This window comes from Streptomyces tropicalis (assembly GCF_029269835.1).
GTDB lineage: Bacteria > Actinomycetota > Actinomycetes > Streptomycetales > Streptomycetaceae > Streptomyces > Streptomyces tropicalis.
Window position 1 is genome coordinate 23,461 of the sequence record NZ_JARJBB010000005.1, and the last position, 20,896, is coordinate 44,356.

Sequence of the window (20,896 nt, forward strand, 5' to 3'; positions counted from 1 at the left end):
GCGCACACGAAAGGAAATCCCGATGTCGTTCTCCTCCCCGGCATCCCTGCTCGAAGCGGAGCAGCAGCCGGACCGGCCCCCGATCCTGCGCGTGGAGCCCCCCGGGGACGCGGCCCGCTGGGCGGCCGAGCACCGGGCCGCGCTGCGCGCCCGGGTCGACGAGCACGGCGCACTGCTGGTACGCGGCCTGTGCCTGCGGGAACCCGCCGAGGTGGGGGCCCTGTTCGGCGGTCTCGCCGGCGAGCCGATGACGGAGCGGGAGGCGTTCGCCCCGCGGGAGAGCCTCGGCGACGGTCTGTACTCGTCCACCGCATGGCCGGCCAACCAGCCCATGTGCATGCACCACGAGCTGAGTTACGCCCGCGAGGTGCCCGGTCTGATGCTGTTCGCGTGCCTCCGGGCGCCGGACGGGGGCGGGGCGACCGGCGTGGCCGACGCGGAGGACGTGCTGGCCGCCCTGCCGGCCGCGCTGACCGAGCGGTTCGAGCGGGAGGGCTGGCTGCTCACCCGTTCCTACAACGACGAGATCGGCAGCTCGCTGGCGGAGTCGTTCGGCACCGACGACCCGGCGGCGGTGGAGCGCTACTGCCGGGAGAACGCCGTCGACTTCACCTGGCAGCCCGACGGCTCCCTGCGCACCCGGCAGCTCCGCAGCGCCGTCGTGCGGCACCCGGTGACCGGCCGGCGCTGCTGGTTCAACCAGATCGCCTTCCTCAACGAGTGGACGCTCGACCCCGAGGTGCGCGAGTACCTGGTCGACGTCTACGGCGAGGACGGGCTGCCGTTCAACACCCGCTTCGGGGACGGCTCCCCCATCGGCGAGGACGTCGTGAAGCTGCTCAACGCGACCTACGAGCAGCACACCCGGCGCGAGCCGTGGCAGGACGGCGACGTCCTGCTCGTCGACAACATCCGCACCGCACACAGCAGAGAGGCCTTCACCGGGGAGCGCCGGGTGCTGGCCGCCCTGGCCGAGCCGCGGCGCCTGGCCGACTTCTGCCCGACCCCGGAGGCACGTCAGCGATGACTTCCGTGACTTCTCCCGCTCCCCGGAGCTCCGCCGCGTCCGAGGGCCCGCCGCCGACCTTCGCGGTGATCCCCGGCGCGCAGGTGCAGCAGACCCTCGCCGGCCGCGAGCGGCAGGTCGTGGAGATGGTCGAGGCCGCCTACCGCCTGCACGGCGCGGGCGACTCGGTCAATCCCCCCTCGTACTTCCTGCGCTTCCCCGACCGTCCGTCCTCCCGCATCATCGCCCTGCCGGCCTCGCTGGGCGGGTCGGTGGGGGTGGACGGCCTGAAGTGGATCTCCAGTTTCCCGACGAACGTGGCGGCCGGGCTGCCCCGGGCGTCAGCGGTCCTCATCCTCAACGACCACGAGACCGGCTACCCGTTCGCCTGTCTGGAGAGCTCCATCATCAGCGCGACCCGGACGGCCGCGTCGGCGGCGCTGGCGGCGGACTGGCTGACCCGGGACCGCCCCCGCCCGGCCCGGGTCGGGTTCTTCGGCACCGGCCTGATCGCCCGGTACATCCACACGTTCCTGGCCGGCACCGGCTGGACGTTCGACGAGGTCGGCGTGTACGACGTGGCCGCGGACAGCGCCGCCGGGTTCCGCGGCTACCTGGAGCGGGGCGACGGCGCCGGACCGGCCGCGAAGGTCACCGTCCACGACAGCCCCGAGGACCTGATCCGCTCCAGCGACCTCGTGGTCTTCGCCACGATCGCCGGTCAGCCGCACGTCACCGACCCGGCACTGTTCCGCCACCACCCGGTGGTGCTGCACGTGTCCTTGAGGGACCTGGCGCCCGGGATCCTGCTCGAGTCGGTGAACGTCGTCGACGACGTCGACCACTGCCTGAAGGCCGACACCTCCCCCCACCTGGCGGAACAGCTCACCGGTGGCCGGGACTTCCTGGACGGCACCCTGCACGACGTGATGACGGGCCGGACCCGCCCGCCCGCCGACCGGACCGTCGTCTTCTCCCCTTTCGGCCTCGGGGTCCTGGACCTCGCCGTCGGCAAGTACGTCTACGACGAGGTGGCCCGGTCCGGGCGTCTCGGAGTCGTCGACGACTTCTTCCACGAGCTGCGCCGGTACGGCTGAGCGTCCGCTGCTCGGCCCTGGCATCAGGAGGTCAGCGTGCCCGTCATTTCCACCCCCCACGCGTTCAACGAGGGCCAGCTCTACGTGGACCTCGAGCCGACCCTCGGGTGTTCCCTCTATCTGAAGTGCGAGGGCTTCAACTTCGCCGGGTCGATCAAGTTGAAGGCCGCGGTAGAGATGGTGGAGGCCGCCGAGCGGGACGGGCTCCTGATGCCGGGGTCGGTCCTCGTGGAGTCCTCCTCCGGCAACCTCGGCGTGGCGCTCAGCATGATCGCCGCGAGCAAGGGCTACCGGTTCCTGTGCGTGACGGACTCCCGGTGCAATCTGTCGACCCGGCTGCTCATGGAGGCCCTGGGCAGCGAGGTGCACGTCATCGCGGACCTCGACGCCAACGGGGGCTTCCTCGGCGCGCGGATCGACTACGTGCGGGCGCTGTGCGCCTCCGACGAGCGGTACGTGTGGCTGAGCCAGTACACCAACCAGGGCAACTGGCAGGCGCACTACCGCCGTACGGCTCCGGAGATCGCCCGGCAGTTCCCGCAGCTGGACGTGCTGTTCGTCGGGGCGGGCACGACGGGCACCCTGATGGGCTGCGCGCGGTACTTCCGCGAGTGGCACCGGCCGGTGCGGGTCGTCGCGGTGGACGCCGTGGGGTCGGTGTCCTTCGGCGGGGAGCCGGGCCGCCGGATGATCCCGGGGCTGGGCATGAGCATGCGCCCGCCGCTGCTCGACGAGTCGTTCGTCGACGAGGTGATCAAGGTGGAGGAGGCGGACACCATCCGGATCTGCCACCGGCTCGCCCGGCGCGGTTTCCTCTTCGGCGGCTCGACGGGGACGGTGGTCAGCGGCGCGATGGACTGGCTCGCCCGGCGCGGCGGGGACGGCCTGACGGCCGTGGCCATCGCGCCGGACCTCGGCGAGCGCTACCTCGACACGATCTACCAGAGCACCTGGCTGGAGGACCTGTACGGCGCGCAGATCCTCGATCCGGACGGGGGTGCCCCGGCCGGCCCGGCGGAGCCCGAGCCGCTGCCCCGGACGACGATCCGGCGGCGGGACGCGCTGAGCGACCCGTCGTAGGGCGCGTCCGCGCATCACCGTGGGGGCGCGGCCCGGAGGCCGGGGCCCGGACCGGGCGTCACGGGTTTCCGACCGCCGGGGACGGTGCCCGCACGGCCGGCTGCGGACGGGCGGGGCCGGACTCCGGAGGGGCGGCGGCCCAGGCCCGGGCGAGCAGGAACTGCGCCGCCGCGTAGGTCGCCGTCACCAGCACCCGGCGGCCGGTGAACTCCACTCCGGCCACGCCGAGTCCGACGAGCAGGTCGGAGGCGACGAAGACGGCCCCGCCCCAGGCCGCCGCCGTCCCGAGGACCGGCGCGGTGACCGCCATGGTCACCAGGGCGAGGCTGTAGGGGGCGACCGCCCACGCCAGGGAACCCAGCCCGGGCGCCAGTGCCGCGTTCGCCGCGGCCCACACCGCCAGGGCGCCGGCGTACAGCCAGGGCCGCCGCCGCAGGTGGGCGAGGGCCCCCTCGCGGGCGAACGCGGCGACGTAGGCCAGTTGGAAGCCCAGGAAGCAGGCGGTTCCGGCGAGGAACGCGGCGGTTCCCGGCAGCAGCAGCGCCACGTCGCCCGCCGTCGCCAGCGCCAGCCCGGCGAGGACCACCGGCCGGGCCCCGCCGCCGGCACGCATCATGTGCAGCGCCAGCAGGGGCACGAGGAGCGGCTTGCTGACGTCCTCCAGGAGCGGCAGGTGCAGGGCGACGGCGGTCAGGTCCGCCAGGACGGCGAGCGCGAAGGCCAGGAGCACGGGCGGCACGTCAGGCGCCGGCCTTCGGCGCCCACCCGGGCGGGCCGAACAGGTATCCGGCCTTGTCCCGCCAGCGCGCCGTCCGGCGCATGTCCCGCCACGCCGCCGCGAACTCGTGGAAGGCGACCCGCATCGGGTTGTAGGTGTCGATGTTCTTCGTCAGCCCGTACACCACCGGCTCGCCCTCCGGTACGAAGCTGCGGAACAGCCGGTCCCACACGATGAGGATGCCGCCGTAATTGCGGTCCAGGTAGGTCGAGTTGGACGCGTGGTGCACCCGGTGGTGCGAGGGCGTGTTGAAGACGTACTCGACCGGCCGCCACAGCTTGCCGACGCGCTCGGTGTGCAGGAAGAACTGGTAGATCAGGCTGACCGACTGCTGCAGCAGGATCATCCAGGGCGGGACGCCGAGCAGCGCCAGCGGCAGCCAGAAGGGCAGCGAGGTCATCGGCGTCCAGCTCTGCCGCAGCGCCGTCGACAGGTTGAAGCGCACGCTGGAGTGGTGCACGACATGGCTGGCCCACAGCACCCGCACCCGGTGGTGGGCCCGGTGGAAGGCGTAGTAGGCGAGGTCGTCGGCGAGGAACAGCACCAGCCAGGTCGCGCCCGAGGCGGGCGACAGGTGCCAGGGGGCGAGGGTGTAGGCGGCCGCGTAGGCGACCACGGCGACCGCCTTCCACGGCAGGCCGATGACCTGGCTGCCCGCTCCCATGGACATGCTGGTGACGGTGTCGCGCAGTTCGTAGCCGCGTTCCTCGTCGTCGGGGAGGAAGCGGTAGGACAGCGCCTCCACCACGACCAGCAGGACGAAGAACGGTATGGCGTAAAAGACGGCGGGGATCATCTCAGCCCGCCCTCCTCTCGGGGACGGCGGGAACGCTGCGGGCGAGCAGGTGCCGGGCCAGCCGCTCGGCCGCCCGTTCGTCCCGCGCTGCGATGAGTTCCGCGAGCCGCACATGGGCGGCCACGTCGAGCAGTTCCTCGGTGCGTCGGTCGGGCGGGACCTCGCCGACCGCCAGGGTGCCGCCCACCAGGCTGTTGAAGGCCAGCAGGTAGGCGAGGTTGCCAGAGCCCTCGACGATCAGTCGCCACCAGGCGATGTCCGCCGCGTCGAGCGCGGTGAGGTCGGGGCCGGTGTCCGCGTAGCGCGTGGTCGCCGCGACGAGGGCCGCGGCGTGTTCGCCGGAGCAGCGGGCGGCGCACAGCCGGGCGGCGTCCGCACCGATGCACGCCCGCATCTCCAGGGCGTCCCGCTGCAGCGCCTGCGAGGCCGGCGGCAGGCCCGCGTCCGCGCCGGGCAGGTGCATGGCCAGGTCCAGGCCGGCGGTGTGCCGCCAGTCGAGCACCAGGGTGCGCCCGCCGTGGCTCACCTCCACCAGGCGGGCCTGCTGGAGGCGTTTGATGGCCTCCCGTACGGCGTGCCGGTTCACCCCGAACTCGGCGGCGAGGTCCCGCTCCGCCGCCAGGGCCGTGCCGGCCGCCGCCTCACCGCGCAGAATGCGGTCCCGGACCAGGGCGTAGACCTGGTCCGAGACGGCCTCGCGCCGAATGCGCCCCTCCGTCATGGCGCACAGCGTGGCCGGGCGGCGCCGGACTGGTCAACTGGTTGGACCAGATGCGTTGCGAAGATTTTCGCGCGGTCCGGCACCCGGCGGACGCCGTCGGGTCCGCCGGGTGCCGGGCCGGGCCGTGGGACCGCGGGGCTACTTCGGCGGTGTCAGGACCTGGTCGACGAGGAAGACGGTGGCGTTGGCCGCCTTGAGATCGCCGCAGGTGATGTTCGCGGTCTTATCGACCTTGAACATGTCCCCGGAGCCCGAGGTGGTCAGCATGGAGCCCTCGCGGGTCTTGAAGCTGCCGCTGGGCAGCTCGCTGCGGGTGATCTCCTGGTCGACCACGTGGTAGGTGAGGATCTTCTTCAGCTCGCCCGGGTTGTTCATGAGCGACTGGAGCTGGGACTTGGAGAGCTTCTTGAACGCCTCGTCGGTGGGCGCGAAGACGCTGATCTTCTTGGCGTCGTTGAGCGTCTTGTCCAGCCCGGCCTTCTTGAGCGCGGCGGCGAGCTGGGAGAGCTTCGGGTTGGCGGCGACGGCGTTCGCCACCTTCTCCCGCGCCATGGCCACGGCGCTTCCGTCGCCCTTGTTCGGCAGGGACGAGCAGCCCGGCCCGAAGGGGGTGACGGAGGAACTGGGGCTCGGGGAGCCGGGGCTCGGAGAGTCGGTCCGCGCGCTGTCGGCGAACGCATGGGGGGCCAGTCCGGCGCAGGCCAGCGGGATCGCGGCGGCGACGGCCACCGTCGTGCGGGTGCGGGTGGACTTCATGGTGCTCTCCATCCGGGCAGGGGGCGCCCGCGGCAGCACAGGGCATGTCGGGGACGCCGGCGATGTGGAGGTGACCGCGCCGCACCGTGCGGAGGCGCCGAACACGGCGGTGGCTCGCGCCGGTTGGCGGATAGGGCCCCGTCCGTCCCGGCGGGGGCGCCTGTCGGGGAAGCAGTCACCGTCGGAGTGCTGAGGATCCGGACGCGTCCCGGGGACGTGTCCGCCCACACCAGGCTCACCGATTCCCGGGTGCCCCGCATCTCAGCCCGGGCGGCGCCCCCGGACCCGGGGCCGGACATCCCGCGGAACCGCAGCTCAGGGGCCACCCGCACGCCCCATGTCTCACCGCGCTCTTACCGGCACGGCGGCCCTCGCACGGCGCGTCTGCGCCGGGGGACGCACAGTCATCGGCGCCAGGGGTTCCGGGAGGTCCGCTGCTCGCCGGCGCGGGTGGCGCCGAAGTGGGTCTCGTGGTCCCAGATGTGCGTGCAGGAGGGGCACTGCAGGTGCAGCAGGCTGCCGGTGTTGGAGAGCAGGTAGCGCCAGTGCTCGGTGCAGGTCCGGTTCTGCTCGCACGCGCCGCATCCGCGGTGGTCGTTGCAGTTCGGGCAGGCGATCCAGGCGCGGCGGCCCTTGTCGGCGTGTGGATCAAGCGGCAGCATCGTCACCTCCCCGCCTCGGGAGCACCCCGGCCGCGACCAGTTCGTCGTACACGCGCTGCTGCTCCGGACCGAGGCCGGAGTACAGCAGGTCGTACGCCTCCTCCTCGCCGCGCAGCGCCGCCACGGGGTCCCAGGTGTCGCCGAGCGCGGCCATGACGTGCGTGCGCCGCAGCATCTCGTGCCCGCTCAGGTCGACGGAGAACTCGACGAGGCCGTCGGGTCCCTCCCCCGGGGCCCCGCCGGCCGGAGAGCCGGCCGGCGCGGCGGACTCATCAGGCTTGTCCGGTTCGTCAGGAATGATGGGTTCATGGGGGGACATGCGACCGAACGTAGGCAGGCCGGCCGGCCCCGGGCAAGGGGTGGTGGGGGAAGTCACAGCAGGCCGGACGGGCATCGGGGCCGATGCGGCGGCCGTCAGTGCCGGATGCTCACAGCGAGTGCGCGGACGGTGATGCACCGGAGTCGATCCCGCCCGACGCCGGACCCGCTCGAAGCCGGCCCCGCTCGGGGCGTCCCGCGCCTCGACGGGAGTCCGACGCGACCGGGGCCGGGTTCCGCGGCGGAGTGCGGCTCGCGCCCCGCGGGCCGGGCGTGTGCCCGCGCGGGTCGCGGGCGGGCCGCCACGGGCGACTCCCGCCCCCGGCGGCAGCGGATCAGGGGGCTCCCGATGCCCGGCCGGCGTCCGGATCCGCGCCGCCGGACGGTTCGCGGGCGTAGCTCGCCGGCCCGCGCAGGATGATCTCCAGGCCGATGTCGAACCTCTCGTCGGAGGAGCCCGACGCCACCACCCCCGACAGGGCCCGCAGATGGGGGAAGTCCGCCGCGGGCAGCGACGCGAACCAGCTCCTCGTCTCGTCGGCCATCCCGTCCCGGTCGGGCCGGGCCGGGGAGGAGCGGTCGGCGTCGCGCCGGGCGGCCCGGTCCTGCCACAGCCCTCCTCCAGGACGAACCCGTCGATGTAGGTGGAGAGCAGGTCGACGGCCCCCGCCACGATCCGGTCGGGCAGTCCGGAGGTCCGCAGGATCGCGAGCAACGCCTCGACGTACGGCAGCCGGTGCTGTGGGTCGTCGACGGCATGCTCGTCCTGACCTTCCTGCTCCCCCGCCGCGCCCGCCCCGGGGAGGGCGCGGGGCACTGAGCCGAGAGTGCCCCGCGGCGGCCGGGCGGCCCGAGGGGCTGCCCGGCCGCCGCGCCTCTGGCGCCGCTCTCCAAGAGCACCGCACCCTCCCGCGCTCGTCGGCCGTACGCGCCCGTCGCGGGCTCCCGACCCGGCCGACGGCTCCCGCGCGGGTGAGTCCGCTCACGCCACCGACGACACCTACTAAGCAGAGTCGTAGACGTAGGGGCCTTACCGACACGCGGGAATCCCGCGCCCGCACCGCCTCCCACTACGACCCTGAGTCGTATCGGAATGGTTGGCACCGGGCCGGGTCACGGGCTAACGATGGGCCCTGTCGTGCAGTGGCGTCGGCGCCACACCCTTCGGCGGTGCCCCTCACCGACGCGGGCATGCGGAAGGCCGATCCGGCCTCCGCCCTGGCCCGGGGGCGTGACCCGAGCCCACGAGAGAAGGTGCCCCATGTCCAGCGTCGCCCTGCTCGTCCCTCCCGTGGTCGGCGCCGTGCCGGCCGGAGCAGCGGGCCGGACGATGGTCTTCCTGGACCACTTCGCCGGCGTCTTCACCCTGCTCTCGCTGACTGCCGTGGTGACGTGCGGGCTCGCCGCCACCGACCGGCTGCTGCTGACCCCCCGGCTGCGGGTGGCCGTGCAGGCGGTGCACCGGGCCACCGCCGTCGCGGCGCTCGGCTTCCTTGCCGTCCACATCGCGGTCAAGGTCGTCGAGCGGCACGCCGCTCCGCAGACCTCGGTGGTGCCCTTCACCCGCAATGTCGCCGTCGCGGTGAGCCTGGGCACCGTCGCCGCCGACCTGCTCGTCCTGATCACGGCCACCGGCATGCTCCGCGGCCGGTTCGCCGGCACCCGCCGCCCCTGGCTGTGGCGGGTGCTGCACTCGACGGCCTACGCGTGCTGGCCGATCTCCCTCGTGCACGGACTGACGGCGGGCCGCGCGGCACACCCGTGGGTGCTCTGGGGCTACGGCCTGTGCGCGGCCCTGGTGGCGCTCGCCCTGTTGGTCCGTGCCCTGTCCCACCTGGGCCGTCACCGGGGCCGCAGCCGGCGCCGGCGCGGTGTCAAGGCGTACCGGCCCGCCGCCGTGCGCCCCGCGCGCCTGGCCGCCCTGTCCACGCGGCCCGCCCAGCCCGGCACCGGCGCCCGCACGATCCCCCGGACCGCGGGACAGGCCGCCGCGGCCCACCGGTCCGCGCAGGCTGCCGGCGTGACCGGACAGCCGAGGCACGCAGCGGGACCGGGACCCCTGCCGCTCCGCCCGGCCCGGCCGGGGAGCAGCCGGTGAACGACATCCCGCTGAATCTGCCCGAGGTGGGGTGGCTGGACGAGCCCCGGCTGACCGCCGGCCTGGACCGCCACCAGCGCCTGGACCTCGCCGCCCACGGCCGGGTCCACCCGCCGCTCCTCCCCCGCGACAGGGACGACCTGCTCGCCCTGGCCGAGGCCGTCGGCCTGTCCGGCCGTGGCGGCGCCGGCTTCCCGTTCGCCCGCAAGGCCCGGGCCGCGCTCGCCGCCGCCGAGCGCGCCGGTGCGCCCCCGGTCGTCGTCGTGAACGGCGCGGAGGGCGAACCGTCCAGTGCCAAGGACAAGATGCTGCTGGCCCGCGTGCCGCACCTCGTCCTGGACGGCGCCTGCCTGGCCGCGGCCGCGTTCGGCGCCGAGGAGATCGTGATCGGCGTCGCCGCGGGCAGCCCCGGCGAGATATCGGTCCCGGCCGCCCTCGCGGAACGTGAGCTTCCATGCCGGGCGCGGACCGTATGCCTGCCCGAACGCTTCGTCTCCGGCGAGTCCGGGGCCCTGATCCGTGGCGTCAACGGCCTGCCGGTCGTACCGGCGCCGCTGAAGACCCGTGCGGCGGACGGCGGAGCGGCCGGGGTGCGTCGCCGTCCGACCCTGCTCTCCAACGCCGAGACCTGGGCCCAGCTCGCCCTCGCGGCCCGGCTCGGACCCGATGCCTACGCCGCCGCCGGCACCGCCGCCGAGCCCGGCACCATCCTGCTCACCGTCAACCGGCCGGGCGCCGATCCGCTGGTCGTCGAGGTTCCGGCCGGTACCCGGCTGGGTGCGGTACTGGACGCCTGCGGCCTCCACCCGGGCGCCGGCGTGCTGGTGGGCGGCTACCACGGCGCCTGGCTCCACCCGTCGGACGCCGTCGAGGCACCGCTCTCCCGCGCCGGCCTCTCCGACCTCGGCGGGGCCCTCGGCGCGGGCGCGATCGTCGCGCTCCCCACCGACACCTGCCCACTCGGCGAGACCGCCCGGGTCGCAGCGTGGCTGGCGGCCGAGTCCGCGGGCCAGTGCGGACCGTGCAAGGGCGGCCTGCCCGCCGCCGCCGAGGCCATCTCCATGCTGGCCGCGGGTGCAGCCGAGCCCGCGGTGCTCGAGGACGCCCGGCGCGCCCTCGGAGCGGCCCAGGCAGGCGGCGCCTGCTCGCACCCGGACGGCACGGCCCGCTTCCTGCTCACCGCACTGGACGTCTTCTCCAGGGACCTCGACGCCCACCTGTCCGGCTCCGGCTGCGGTCTCCCCCTGCGCGGCGTGCTGCCCCTGCCTCATACGAGGGGCGCCCGGCTGGAGGTGAACTGGTCCCGGTGCACCGGCCACGGTCTGTGCGCCGTGCTGGCCCCCGACCTCATCCGCCTCGGCCCGCACGGCCACCCCACCTCCACCACCGTCCCGGTCGCCCCGTGGCAGGAACACGACGCCCGCCGCGCGGTCAGCCAGTGCCCGGCCCTGGCGGTACGCCTCCGACGTCACGCGTGACCCTCCGGTCCTCCGGGCCGGTGGCCGACGGCGGTACCTCGACGACGAAGAACAGGAAGGCGGGCCTGGTCGAAAAGTCGTGGACGCCGTCGGGGAACAGCTCACGGGCGGCCGGGTCGGGCTGCGGTCCACTGATGACGGCCACGCGGAAACCGGCGGTGGTGAAGGCATCGGTCATCGCCTGCAACGGCCTGCGCCAGAACCTCATCGGGACGGACCGCCCGTTGAACGTCCAGTCGAAGGTGTAACTGGTGGTCGCTCAGCGGTCGGGCCGCGGATCCTGGAACGTGCAGGCCACGAAAGGGTGGTCCACCGACGCGATCAGTCGGCCACCGGGCCTGAGCACGCGCCGCAGCTCGGCCGGCGTCGGCCCCCGTCCTCCAGGCAGTGCAGCACCAGCGACGCGACCACGTCGTCGAACGCACCGTCCTCGAACGGCAGTCGGTCGCTCAGGTCGCCCCTGTGCAGGGCCACGTCGTCGCCGAGCCGCCGTTCGGCCGGCGCCGGCATCCCGGCGCCGGTGTCGATGCCGGGGACGACCGCACCGCGGTCGCGCGGTGCAGCGGACAGGGGGCCCGAGCCGCAACCGGCGTCCAGGATCCGACGGCCGGCCACGTCCCCGGCGAGGGCCACCCTCGCGGGCCGCTCGTAGTACGCGTTCACGAGGCTGTTCTCGTTCTCCGCCGCGTACGCCTCGGCGAACTGCCGTGGTCGTTCACTCGGTGCCGATCCGCAGACCGGGCGAGGCTCTCGGGCACGTCGGTCACGCGATCCATCGTCGCAGCCCGGTAGCCGCGTGATCCGCCGGACAGTCCCCAGGACCTGCCTGCCCACCGGGGTCGGGCGTCTGCCGGGGTGCCCCCGGACGCCGCCGACCGTGGCCGTCGTGCGCAGGGCGGACCTCGCCGGAAACACGCGGAGGCCGCTGATCACTGTGGCCGCGCGTCCCGGTTCCGCAAGGAGCCGACGCCGTCGACGTCGGCGAAATGGTGATAGGCGTGCGCCTGACGGCGTGCATCGCGAAGCCTGCGCCTGGTCGCCGCTTCGATCCGCCCCGCTTCGGGATCGAACGGCATTCTCCGTCGTTCCCGCCGCACCAGCACGGTCACGGCGGCGGCCAGAACGGACGCCAAGCCCCCCAGGGCCGCGATCATGTAACCCACCCGCCCACCGTCCCCCGCCATGACGTCGGATCAGAGCCGCCCGCAGCGGTGCACGCGCCGCTCGAAGCAAGGCGGTCGCCCCACGGTACTCACCGGACCGCCCGGCGTGAACGGATGCTTCCGGCATCAAGTCCCGCCCGGGTCCTGCCGCCTTCCGGCAGCGTCCCCGGCCGAGGCGGCCCTCCACTGAGTACGACCGCGCTCGCGGTGTTGTGGGGTTCGGGCTTCCTGTGGATCACGGTGGCGCTCGACGCGGGATGACGCCCTGCCACATCGCCTTCGTGCGATCCGCCCTCGGCTCGGTCGCCCTCCTCCTGCCGGCCTGCGGTTCCCGGCAGCGCCCGCCGCGATCCCATGACACGTGGGGGCGCCTCTTCGCGGCCGCGCTCTTCTGCGACCCCCTGCCGTTCCTTCTCTTCGGCATCGGTGAGCGGGCCGTCGGCTCCGGCCTGGCGGGCGTGCTGCGCGCGACGGCTCCTCTGTGGTCCGCGCTGATCGGCGCCGCCCTCGGCAGGGACTGCCGGGCATCGGCCGGATCCCCCGGGCGGCCTGCTGGTCGGGTTCGCCGGCACGGTCGTGGTCTTCGCTCCGTGGCAGGCGAACGGCCTTCCGCGCGGGGGCACGCTCGCGATGCTCGGCGCGGCGGCGCGCTACGCCGTCGGCTTCGCCTCCACGGGCAGGCGGCCGACCGGCCGCGGTTCCGACCCGCCGGCCCTCTCGGCGGCCCAGTTCCTCGCCGCCACGGCGCTCACGGTGCCGCTCCCCGCCGCCGGGGCGCGGCGCCCGCGGGCCTCGCCAGTGCGGGCGGTACTCGCCGTCACCGTCCTCGGAGTCTTCAGCACCGGTCTCACCTTCTCCCTCGGCTGCCGCCTCATCGCGGACGAGGGAGCCACCGGCACGGCCACCGTCGGGTACCTCCTGCCCGTCGTCCCGGTGTCACGGGGCTCGACGGTCCTGGACGAGCCGGTCGGCGCACGCGTGACCGTGGGGGCGGCCGTCTTCCTCGCCGGCGTGGCGGCGGCACGGTGGCGGCAACGCCCGCCGGCCCCCTCCGCCACGGCGGGCCCCCCGGACTCGCAGGACCCTGCGCACGCGACGGCCCCGAGGGAGCTCACCGCTCGCGAGCGGTGAGCGCAGTGTGCGCCCTGCACCCCGGCTCCCGCCGATCGGCCGCGAGCCCCGGCCGTGGGCGGCGGGACGTCCACCGTACGCACCGCCCTCCGGTTGGGCGGAACCTTTCTGACGACGGGTTTCCTGCTGGTCCCCTCTCCCCTCTCCCCCGCCCCGCGATCGCCGCGCCGCTCCCGTGCAGGAGGTGGCGCGGCCGACTTCCCTGACGGGCCGTGAGTCCACGTCCACACCATCGCACCTGTCGCAGGATCAGCCCGCGCACAGCGCCCCTTGGCGGCCCCTCGCGGGCCCGCGCCGGAGGGCCACCGGACGGCCGTCCGGCCGCCACCACCACCCGATCTGCTGCCACATGAGTGACCGGGCGTCAGATATCACTCCGGGAGGCTAATGGCATGTCAATGAGTAAGAAAATAGGCTTAGTTGATTTCTCCGCAACCTGCCCCAAGTCACCCGATCGGCCCATCGGCGACACCGTTCACGAGCCCGTGGATATGACATCAAATAGGACAATCAGTACGTTCAATCTCAGCACCGGTCACCAAGGCCGATTGCACGCAGAGCAGATTGCTCCCGAAGGAGAAATGAACGACATGGCCATGACCCGTTCGCACGCGTTCACCGCTGCCGTCGCCGCCGCTGCTGCCCTGACGGCGACCGGCCTCACCTACGCCGTGGCGGCCCCCGCACTGCCCGCGGCCCCCGCCGTCGCGCAGTCGGCCACCGCCCAGGCGCCCATGGGTGGCGACAACAACAACAACAACAACCAGAGCAAGGGCAACGAAGGCAACAACAACAACGACCACGGGCGCCGGGGATTCGACGAGGGCTGGATCCACATCAACGAGCGCTCCTACTCGGCGCACCCGGGCGGCTGCGTCACCGTCGTCAGCGGCCTCGGCTCGCGGAGCCTCAACGTCCGCAACGACTCGCGCCGGACCGTCGAGGTCTTCCGCGGGGCCACCTGCGACAACGGTGCCCCGATCGCCACCGTCGGCCCGCACAGCTCGAGCGACGGCGTCCACACCGGCTGCACCAGGGGCGTGAAGGTCGAGGACGGCGTCGTGGGCAGCTTCCGCGTCGTCGAGGACCGTCGCGGTGACCGAGGCGGCGAGCGGGGCGAGTACTAAACCAGTAAACCGTCCCCTCACCCAGCAACACCCAACCCCGGCCCACTCGTGGAGGGCCGGGGTTGCCCCCTGTTCACCGGCCGGGACACGGCGACCCCGAAGCGGCCGGGACGGTGGCCGGCCCGACTGCGGCTCACCGGGAGGCGTCGTCACTCTCCGTAGCACCCTCGGCCGTATCAGGGGCCGCCCGCGGATGAGCGCCCGTGCGGGGTGAGTGCACTATGGATTGGTACCGGTTGCCGACGGCCGGTGCCCTGGAGCGCGATGGGTTCCCCCAGGGCGGACCGGGGACGCGTCCCGGCTCACCGACGACACCGGTTGCCTGGGCGAATCACTCCTGCCCGGGGCTGCTGACCGGGAGGTCGGCAGGTGGAAGGAGCGAGGTGATGAGCCGAGCGGAGAGGCTCCCGGCGGAGATCGACCGCCCCGAGGACGGCGCGTCCGCCCCGAGCGGCCTGATGGATCTGCTGAACGTCGCCGCCGTGCTGCTGGAGGCCGACGGCAAGATCGACATGTGGAGCCCTCAGGCCGAGGAGCTCTTCGGCTACTCCGTCGACGAGGCTGCCGGGCAGTTCGCGGCGCAGCTCCTCATACAGCCGGAGCACCGCGACGCGGCCATCAGGCTCTTCGCCGAGGTGATGGAGACCGGCCGGGACTGGGCGGGTGCGTTCCCCGTCCGGCACCGGGACGGCAGCACCCGACTGGTCGAGTTCCGCAACATGCGGCTCCAGGACAACCTCGGTGACTACTACGCGCTGGGACTGGCCACCGACAGGTCGACGCTGCGGCAGGTGGAGCGCAACCTGGCGCTGTCCACCCGCCTGGTCACCCAGGCTCCCATCGGGCTGGCCATCCTGGACACCAGCCTGAGGTACGTGGTCGTCAACCCGGCCCTCGCCGCGATGCACGGCGTCCCCGAGGCCGACCACCTCGGCCGCAACCTCTGCGACGTCCTGGCCGGACCGGGCTTCCCGGCCGCGGAGAAGGCGATGCGCCGGGTCCTGGAGACCGGTGTCCCGGTCGTGGACCAGCACACGGTGGGCCGCACCCGCGTCGATCCGGACAACGACCGCGCCTGGGCCGTGTCGTTCTACCGGCTGGAGGACCACCACGGGCGTGCGCTGGGACTCGCCAACGTGGTGGTGGACGTGACCGACCGGTACCGGGCGGCCCAGAAGGCGGACCGGGCCCAGCAGCGCCTGCGCCTCGTGGCCGACGGCTCCGCCCGTATCGGCACCACCCTGGAGGTGGAGCGGACGGCGCAGGAGCTGGCCGACGTGGTCGTGCCCGACCTGGCCGACATGGTCGCCGTCGACATCCTGGACTCGGTCCTCCAGACGGGACGCACGGAGCTCGGCGAGGGACCGCCGGTCTTCCGGGCACTGGCGGTGAAGAGCGCCTACCCCTCCCCCGCCACCGAAGCGCTCGTACCGCCCGGCCAGCTCACGAGCTACCACCCCGACCACCCCGCGGCCCGCTGCATCCGCACCCTGCGCCCCGTACTGATCAGCCATGTGGCCGAAGGCGACCTCGCCCGGATCTCCGCCGGTCCCGAGGCGGCCCGCCTCCTGGCCCGGGCCGGCATCCACTCCGACATGGCCGTGCCCCTCATCGCCCGCGGGGAGATCATCGGCGTCATGGGGCTGGCCCGCGCCCGCAAACCCCTGCCGTTCGACGAGGACGATGTCGCCCTGGCGATCGAGCTGGCCTCGTGCGCCGCGCTGAGCATCGACAACGCCGTCCTGCACCAGCACGTCCGCAGCGCCGCCGAGACGCTCCAGCGCAGCCTGCTGCCGCATCCCTCGCCCCGGCACCCGGGTCTGGAGGTCGCCGCCCGCTACCGGCCCGCCCAGGCCTTCAACGAGGTGGGCGGAGACTGGTACGACGTCATCCCGCTCGACGGCGACCGGACCGTGCTCGCGGTCGGCGACGTCATGGGCAGCGGCATCACGGCCGCCGCCACCATGGGCCGCCTGCGCACCGCCACCTCCACCCTCGCCGACCTGGATCTCCCCCCCGCCCAGGTCCTCACGCACCTCGACAAGATCACGCAGAGTCTGGATCCCTACATCGCCACCTGTGTGTACGCGGTGTACGACCCGCACAGTGGCCGGCTGCAGGTGGCCTCCGCGGGCCACCTGCCCCCGGTCCTGGTCCAGGCCGGCCGGCCCCCCGAGCTCCTCGGCCTGCCGACGGGCACCCCGCTCGGCGTCGGCGGCGTCCCCTTCGAGACCGTCACCGTCGAGCTGCGGCCCGGCGATCAGCTGGTCCTCTACACCGACGGGCTGGTCGAGACCCGCGACGACCCCATCGACGAGCGCCTCGGCGACCTGCTGCGCCTGATGTCGCCGCCCACCCGCTCCGCCGAGGAGATGTGCGACCGGCTCCTGCAGCGGCTCCGGCACCCGTCCGGCCACGACGACGTCGCACTCCTCATCGCCCGCGCCCAGCCGCTGGCGGCCCCCTGAAGGCCCCCGGCCGGGACCGGACCGGACGCGCACCGGAGGGAACCCGCCATGAAGGCAGCAGTCATCACCCGGTACGGCGACATCGACGAGGTGGTCGGCGTCGCCGACGTCCCCACCCCCGCACTCGGACCCGAGGACGTACTGATCGAGGTACGGGCCGCGGGCGTCAACCCGATCGACCATCTGATCGTCAAGGGCTTCCTCGCTGCGGGGGAGCTCACCGGCCCTCTGGTCCTCGGCAGCGAGGCGGCCGGCGTGGTCTCCGCGACCGGCCCCGAGGTCACCCGGTTCGCCGTCGGCGACGAGGTCTTCACACGGGTGGACCCGCGGGTGGGCGGCGCCTTCGCCGAGTTCGCCACCGTCCACCAGGACCTGGTCGCGGCCAAACCCGCCTCGCTCTCCTTCGAGGAGGCCGCGTCCCTGCCGCTGGCCGGCCTGACCGCCTGGCAGGCGCTCACCGAGCAGGCGACGGTCGGCGAGGGGAGCCGCGTGCTGATCCACGGCGGGGCCGGCGGGGTCGGCTCGGTGGCGGTCCAGATCGCCAAGGCCCTGGGAGCGGAGGTGATCGCCACCGCGAGCACCGACAGTGTCGACCTGGTGCGGGACCTCGGGGCGGACCGCGTCGTGGACTACCGCACGGAGCGGTTCGACGAGTTGGTCTCGGACCTCGATGTCGTCGTGGACACCGTCGGCGGAGCGACCCAGGAGCGCTCGTTCCGGGTGCTCAAGCCCGGCGGCACCCTGGTCTCCGTCGTCCCCGTCGCCGACGCCGAGACCCGCAAGGCCGAGTGGAAGGTCGACGCGCGGAGCTTCTTCATGCGCCCGGACGGCGCACAACTGGCCCGGCTCGCCGATCTGGTGCGCGACGGCCGGCTGCGGCCGCTGGTGCAGAAGGTGTTCCCGCTCGGCGCCACCGCCGACGCGCTGACCGGCGTCCAGCACGGCGGCGCACGCGGCAAGACCGTGCTCCGCGTCTCCACCTGACCGTCCGTCCGGCCGCGCCGGGACCGTACGACCGCCCTGGGCCGCGGTCGCCCGGCCGGGGCCCGGCGGGGCAGGCATGACCGGCCGCTACCCCCAGAACCCGGCGTGCACCGCCACCGCCTCCTCGTACAGGTACGGACCGGCCACCTCCACCAGGCCGCCGCCCGCCTCGAAGACCCGGCGGCACGGCAGATCGAGCACGGGTTCTTCGGGATCCGCCCCGGCCAGGACGTTCAGCTCGCCGGCCGCGAGTGCGTACACGACCCGGCGCACGCCGCTCCAGTGAAGGGCACCGGCACACATCGCACACGGTTCCGTACTGGTGTAGACGGTGGCGTGCCTGAGCTGCCCGGGCTCCAGCAGGCGCGACGCCGACCGGACCAGGTTGGTCTCCGCGTGCCCCGTGAGGTCGCGTTCCGTCAGCACCGTGTTCTCGGCGGTGAGCAGCACGTTCCCTTGCGCGTCGGTCAGCAGCGCACCGAACGGATGGTTCCCGTGCTGCCGCCCCCGGGCCGCCAGCTCGATGGCCGCGAGCAGATGCGCCCGGTCCTGATCGGTCAACGGGTCCGGTGACTGCGTCATGACGTGCTCCTCGGGGTGGTCCTGACGAGAGGTTATACGTATGACCTCATCCTGTGCCAGAAGCTCGCGGCGCGGCGTCGCCGCGGGGCCGCACCGCTCACCCGCCGGCGCCCGGCCGGTGGACAGGCCATGGGCCGTACGCGCCGAGGAGGCGGGAGCCCTTCTCGCGGGCCCCGAGCCCGTACACACCCCGAGCGGAGGAGTGTTGTCCGGATCCGGCGCGATGTGGGCCGCTTGTACGCACGCCTTGCCGACGCCTTGACGGTCCGTTCCACGAGCGTTCAACCCGCCGTCCACGTCCGGGTCGTGTGCCGTCCCTAGGGTCGCTGCGGCTTTCGAAGGAAGGGACGCATGGACGCACACCTCGCGGTCCGGGCGCGCGGGATCACCAAGTGCTTCGGCGACGTCGTCGCACTCGACGACGTCGATCTGGACGTGGCACCGGGGCGGATCCACGGCTTGGCCGGACCGAACGGCGCGGGCAAGACGACGTTGCTCGGTCTGCTGCTGGGCCTGGCCGTGGCCGACGGCGGCGGGCTCCGGATCCTTGGTTCGCCGGCCGGGCGGGCGTTCGCCGCTCCCGACGGTGTCGCCGGCTTCGTGGACGGGCCGGGTCTCTACCCCGCGCTCACCGCCCGGCAGAACCTGGCCGCGCTGGCGGCGCTCCGCGGCCGCGACGCGCGGACGGCGGGGATCGACGAGGTGCTCGACCAGGTCGGGCTCACCGATGTCGCCGACGACCGGGCCCGCGGCTTCTCCCTGGGCATGCGTCAGCGGCTCGGGCTCGCCGCCGCCCTGCTCACCAGGCCCCGGCTGCTCGTGCTCGACGAACCCTCCAACGGCCTCGACCCGGCCGGGAAGAGGCACGTGCACGGCGTCCTCACCCGGCTCGCGGCGGACGGGACCGGCGTCGTGCTCTCGAGCCACCGCATGGACGACCTCGAGGCGCTGTGCTCGGACGTCACCATCCTCGCCACCGGGCGGGTGGTGTTCTCCGGCCCGCTCGGCAAGCTGGCCGCCGAGAACGGTGAACTCGACTACCGGGTGCGCACCTCCGACGTGAACGCCGCGCGCCGGCTGGCCGCCGGCACGGCCGGGATCCGCGTGGTCGACGGCACCGGGGCCCCGCACGACGTGGAGGCGCTCGTCGTGCGCGGGCTGGTGCCCGCCCTCGACGAACTCGTGGCGCGGCTCGTGCAGTCGGACATCGCGGTGCGCGAGCTGGCACCCGTGGTGTCGCCGCTGGAGGCCGCGTTCCTCGCCCTCACCGAACGTCAGGAGACCGGCCGATGACCGCGACCGTCGCCACGGACGGCGTCGTCGGCGCCCGTCCCGTGTCGGTTCCGCGCGCCTACCGCTTCGAACTCGTCAAGCTGGTCTCGCAGGTGCGGATCCGCCTGCTCGTCCTCGCCTGCTGGATCGCGCCGGCGCTCTTCGTCGCCGGGGTGAGCCGGCAGAGCACGCTCCCCGCCGACACCCTCTTCGGCCGCTGGATGCACGCCACGGGGTGGGCCGGACCGCTGGTCGTGCTCGGTTTCGCGGGCACCTGGGCGCTGCCGCTGCTGACCTCGGTGGTCGCGGGCGACGTGTTCGCCTCCGAGGACCGCCTCGGTACCTGGCGCCACCTGCTCGTGTCGGTCCGCTCCCCCCGGCGGATCTTCGCGGCGAAGGCACTGGCGAGCCTGACGGTCGTCGTGCTACTCGTCGCCGGGCTGGCCTGTTCCAGCACGGTCGGCGGACTCGTGTCGGTCGGCGACCAGCCGCTGGTCGGCCTCGACGCCCACCTGCTGACGCCGGAGGACGCCGCCGGCAGGGTCCTGCTCGCCTGGGGCTGCGCCCTCGCCCCGACCCTGAGCCTCGCCGCGATCGGACTGCTCGGGTCCGTCACGCTGGGGCGGTCCCCCATGGGACTGCTGCTGCCCCCGCTCGCCGCGCTCGCGATGCAGGTCGCCCAGATGCTGCCGCTGCCCGTCGCCGTGCGCCTCGCCCTGCCCGGCTACGCATTCGTCTCCTGGAACGGTCTGTTCACCAGCCCGGCACAGCTCGCCCCGCTCCTGATCGGCATCACGGTCAGCCTGGTGTGGGCCCTGCTCGCGACGGCGCTGGCGTGTCTGCTCTTCCTCCGGCGCGACTTCACCAGCCCGGCCCATGACGGCTCCGCGCGCCGCGCGGTCACCGCCGGCCTCCTGCCACTGGTCGCCGTGGCCGCCCTCACCGTCGCGGTGATCGCCGCGGCAACCCCGTCGACGGGCTCCGGGATCGGGCAGGACAAGATCCAGCGTTCCCTCGCCACGGCGTTCGCGCACCTCTACCGCATGCAGACCCGTCAGCTCCACCGTCCCGCCGTCACGGAGGCGCGCCTGCGGGTCGCGGCGGCGTGCACCAAGGGCGACGGCCAGGTCGCCCCTCGGGGAGCGGGCAACGACTGGCGTTGCGTCGTCACCTGGCACCTGCCCGGCACCGCGGTCGCAGGGACGGCCGTCTACCAGCTCGACGTCACGTCGGACGGGCGGTTCGTGGCCGACGGCGACGGGCCGAAGGCAGTGAACGGCTACTTCCTGGTGCGGACCCCGACCGGGGACGCACCGAACCCGCTGTGGCAGTTCGACGGCGACGTCGAACTGCTCGACACCACCCCGGAGGGATAATTC

Annotated in this window: 20 protein-coding genes and 2 pseudogenes; 12 read left to right on the forward strand and 10 right to left on the reverse strand. The window is 73.7% G+C overall.

All coding sequences use genetic code 11. From position 1 onward, the window contains the following. Window positions 1-22: 22 nt before the first annotated feature. The 3 genes from P3H78_RS11590 to sbnA are packed head-to-tail and all read left to right on the forward strand — an operon-like array spanning window position 23 to window position 3,183. On the forward strand, window positions 23-1,027 hold the full coding sequence (locus P3H78_RS11590) for a TauD/TfdA family dioxygenase (protein WP_276108828.1): 1,005 nt from the start codon (window positions 23-25) through the stop codon (window positions 1,025-1,027). Further along, window positions 1,024-2,103 carry a 2,3-diaminopropionate biosynthesis protein SbnB gene (sbnB, locus tag P3H78_RS11595; protein WP_276108829.1) on the forward strand — a complete coding sequence of 360 codons (1,080 nt, stop codon included), beginning with the start codon at window positions 1,024-1,026 and terminating at the stop codon, window positions 2,101-2,103. The genes P3H78_RS11590 and sbnB overlap by 4 nt, the downstream gene beginning before the upstream one ends. Before the next feature lie 36 nt (window positions 2,104-2,139). Then, window positions 2,140-3,183 carry a 2,3-diaminopropionate biosynthesis protein SbnA gene (gene sbnA / locus P3H78_RS11600; RefSeq protein ID WP_276108830.1) on the forward strand — a complete coding sequence of 348 codons (1,044 nt, stop codon included), beginning with the start codon at window positions 2,140-2,142 and terminating at the stop codon, window positions 3,181-3,183. Between the two features lie 58 nt (window positions 3,184-3,241). Here sbnA and P3H78_RS11605 read toward each other — a convergent pair whose 3' ends face one another. The 7 genes from P3H78_RS11605 to P3H78_RS11635 all read right to left on the reverse strand — a co-directional run bounded on the left by P3H78_RS11605 (window position 3,242) and on the right by P3H78_RS11635 (window position 7,759). Beyond that, a complete protein-coding gene (locus tag P3H78_RS11605) occupies window positions 3,242-3,922 on the reverse strand; it encodes a lysoplasmalogenase family protein (RefSeq protein ID WP_276108831.1) in 681 nt (226 codons plus the stop codon). A 1-nt stretch (window position 3,923) separates the two neighbouring features. Next, entirely contained in the window at window positions 3,924-4,757 is an 834-nt protein-coding gene (locus P3H78_RS11610; RefSeq protein ID WP_276108832.1) for a sterol desaturase family protein, read from the reverse strand. Between the two features lies 1 nt (window position 4,758). Then, window positions 4,759-5,478, reverse strand: a complete 720-nt coding sequence (locus P3H78_RS11615) for a FadR/GntR family transcriptional regulator (RefSeq protein ID WP_276108833.1) — start codon at window positions 5,476-5,478, stop codon at window positions 4,759-4,761. Window positions 5,479-5,616: 138 nt separating this feature from the next. Then, the gene (locus tag P3H78_RS11620; RefSeq protein ID WP_276108834.1) at window positions 5,617-6,234 is read right to left on the reverse strand and encodes a fasciclin domain-containing protein; all 618 of its coding nucleotides are present in this window, start codon (window positions 6,232-6,234) and stop codon (window positions 5,617-5,619) included. A 404-nt stretch (window positions 6,235-6,638) separates the two neighbouring features. Then, window positions 6,639-6,896: a hypothetical protein gene (locus P3H78_RS11625; protein ID WP_276108835.1), complete on the reverse strand. Its 258-nt coding sequence runs from the start codon at window positions 6,894-6,896 to the stop codon at window positions 6,639-6,641. Continuing rightward, on the reverse strand, window positions 6,883-7,215 hold the full coding sequence (locus P3H78_RS11630; RefSeq protein ID WP_276108836.1) for a DUF6400 family protein: 333 nt from the start codon (window positions 7,213-7,215) through the stop codon (window positions 6,883-6,885). Before P3H78_RS11630 ends, P3H78_RS11625 begins: the two co-directional genes overlap by 14 nt. A gap of 334 nt (window positions 7,216-7,549) precedes the next feature. Further along, window positions 7,550-7,759, reverse strand: coding sequence for a TetR/AcrR family transcriptional regulator C-terminal domain-containing protein (locus tag P3H78_RS11635; protein ID WP_276108837.1), 210 nt, complete (start codon window positions 7,757-7,759; stop codon window positions 7,550-7,552). Between the two features lie 716 nt (window positions 7,760-8,475). On the opposite strand from P3H78_RS11635, the gene P3H78_RS11640 reads away from it, so the two are divergent. Both P3H78_RS11640 and P3H78_RS11645 read left to right on the forward strand, forming a co-directional pair. Then, window positions 8,476-9,312, forward strand: coding sequence for a hypothetical protein (locus tag P3H78_RS11640; protein ID WP_276108838.1), 837 nt, complete (start codon window positions 8,476-8,478; stop codon window positions 9,310-9,312). Beyond that, the gene (locus tag P3H78_RS11645) at window positions 9,309-10,790 is read left to right on the forward strand and encodes an NADH-quinone oxidoreductase subunit NuoF family protein (RefSeq protein ID WP_276108839.1); all 1,482 of its coding nucleotides are present in this window, start codon (window positions 9,309-9,311) and stop codon (window positions 10,788-10,790) included. The genes P3H78_RS11640 and P3H78_RS11645 overlap by 4 nt, the downstream gene beginning before the upstream one ends. Here the strand turns inward: P3H78_RS11645 and P3H78_RS11650 are convergent. Together P3H78_RS11650 and P3H78_RS11655 are read right to left on the reverse strand one after the other, a co-directional pair. Next, window positions 10,744-11,566, reverse strand: a pseudogene (locus P3H78_RS11650) (class I SAM-dependent methyltransferase). The gene P3H78_RS11645 and the pseudogene P3H78_RS11650 overlap by 47 nt on opposite strands. Window positions 11,567-11,719: 153 nt before the next feature. Continuing rightward, on the reverse strand, window positions 11,720-11,953 hold the full coding sequence (locus P3H78_RS11655; protein ID WP_276108840.1) for a hypothetical protein: 234 nt from the start codon (window positions 11,951-11,953) through the stop codon (window positions 11,720-11,722). A gap of 257 nt (window positions 11,954-12,210) precedes the next feature. Here P3H78_RS11655 and P3H78_RS11660 point away from each other — a divergent pair. The 5 genes and pseudogenes from P3H78_RS11660 to P3H78_RS11680 form a co-directional block, all read left to right on the forward strand. Further along, window positions 12,211-12,402 (forward strand): annotated as a pseudogene (locus tag P3H78_RS11660) (EamA family transporter); the annotation flags it as partial. A 127-nt stretch (window positions 12,403-12,529) separates the two neighbouring features. Further along, window positions 12,530-13,084 carry an EamA family transporter gene (locus P3H78_RS11665; protein WP_276108841.1) on the forward strand — a complete coding sequence of 185 codons (555 nt, stop codon included), beginning with the start codon at window positions 12,530-12,532 and terminating at the stop codon, window positions 13,082-13,084. Window positions 13,085-13,674: 590 nt separating this feature from the next. After that, a complete protein-coding gene (locus P3H78_RS11670; protein WP_276108842.1) occupies window positions 13,675-14,211 on the forward strand; it encodes a hypothetical protein in 537 nt (178 codons plus the stop codon). A gap of 386 nt (window positions 14,212-14,597) precedes the next feature. Next, the gene (locus tag P3H78_RS11675; protein WP_276108843.1) at window positions 14,598-16,679 is read left to right on the forward strand and encodes a SpoIIE family protein phosphatase; all 2,082 of its coding nucleotides are present in this window, start codon (window positions 14,598-14,600) and stop codon (window positions 16,677-16,679) included. A gap of 48 nt (window positions 16,680-16,727) precedes the next feature. Next, window positions 16,728-17,663 carry an NADP-dependent oxidoreductase gene (locus P3H78_RS11680; RefSeq protein WP_276108844.1) on the forward strand — a complete coding sequence of 312 codons (936 nt, stop codon included), beginning with the start codon at window positions 16,728-16,730 and terminating at the stop codon, window positions 17,661-17,663. 87 nt (window positions 17,664-17,750) lie between these two features. Here the strand turns inward: P3H78_RS11680 and P3H78_RS11685 are convergent, their stop codons facing one another. Then, complete coding sequence (locus tag P3H78_RS11685) at window positions 17,751-18,245, reverse strand: nucleoside deaminase (RefSeq protein WP_276108845.1); 495 nt, start codon at window positions 18,243-18,245, stop codon at window positions 17,751-17,753. 351 nt (window positions 18,246-18,596) lie between these two features. Between P3H78_RS11685 and P3H78_RS11690 the strand changes: the two genes are divergently transcribed. Both P3H78_RS11690 and P3H78_RS11695 read left to right on the forward strand, forming a co-directional pair. Continuing rightward, complete coding sequence (locus tag P3H78_RS11690) at window positions 18,597-19,538, forward strand: ABC transporter ATP-binding protein (protein ID WP_276108846.1); 942 nt, start codon at window positions 18,597-18,599, stop codon at window positions 19,536-19,538. Beyond that, window positions 19,535-20,893, forward strand: a complete 1,359-nt coding sequence (locus P3H78_RS11695) for an ABC transporter permease (RefSeq protein WP_276108847.1) — start codon at window positions 19,535-19,537, stop codon at window positions 20,891-20,893. The genes P3H78_RS11690 and P3H78_RS11695 overlap by 4 nt, the downstream gene beginning before the upstream one ends. Window positions 20,894-20,896: the final 3 nt, after the last annotated feature.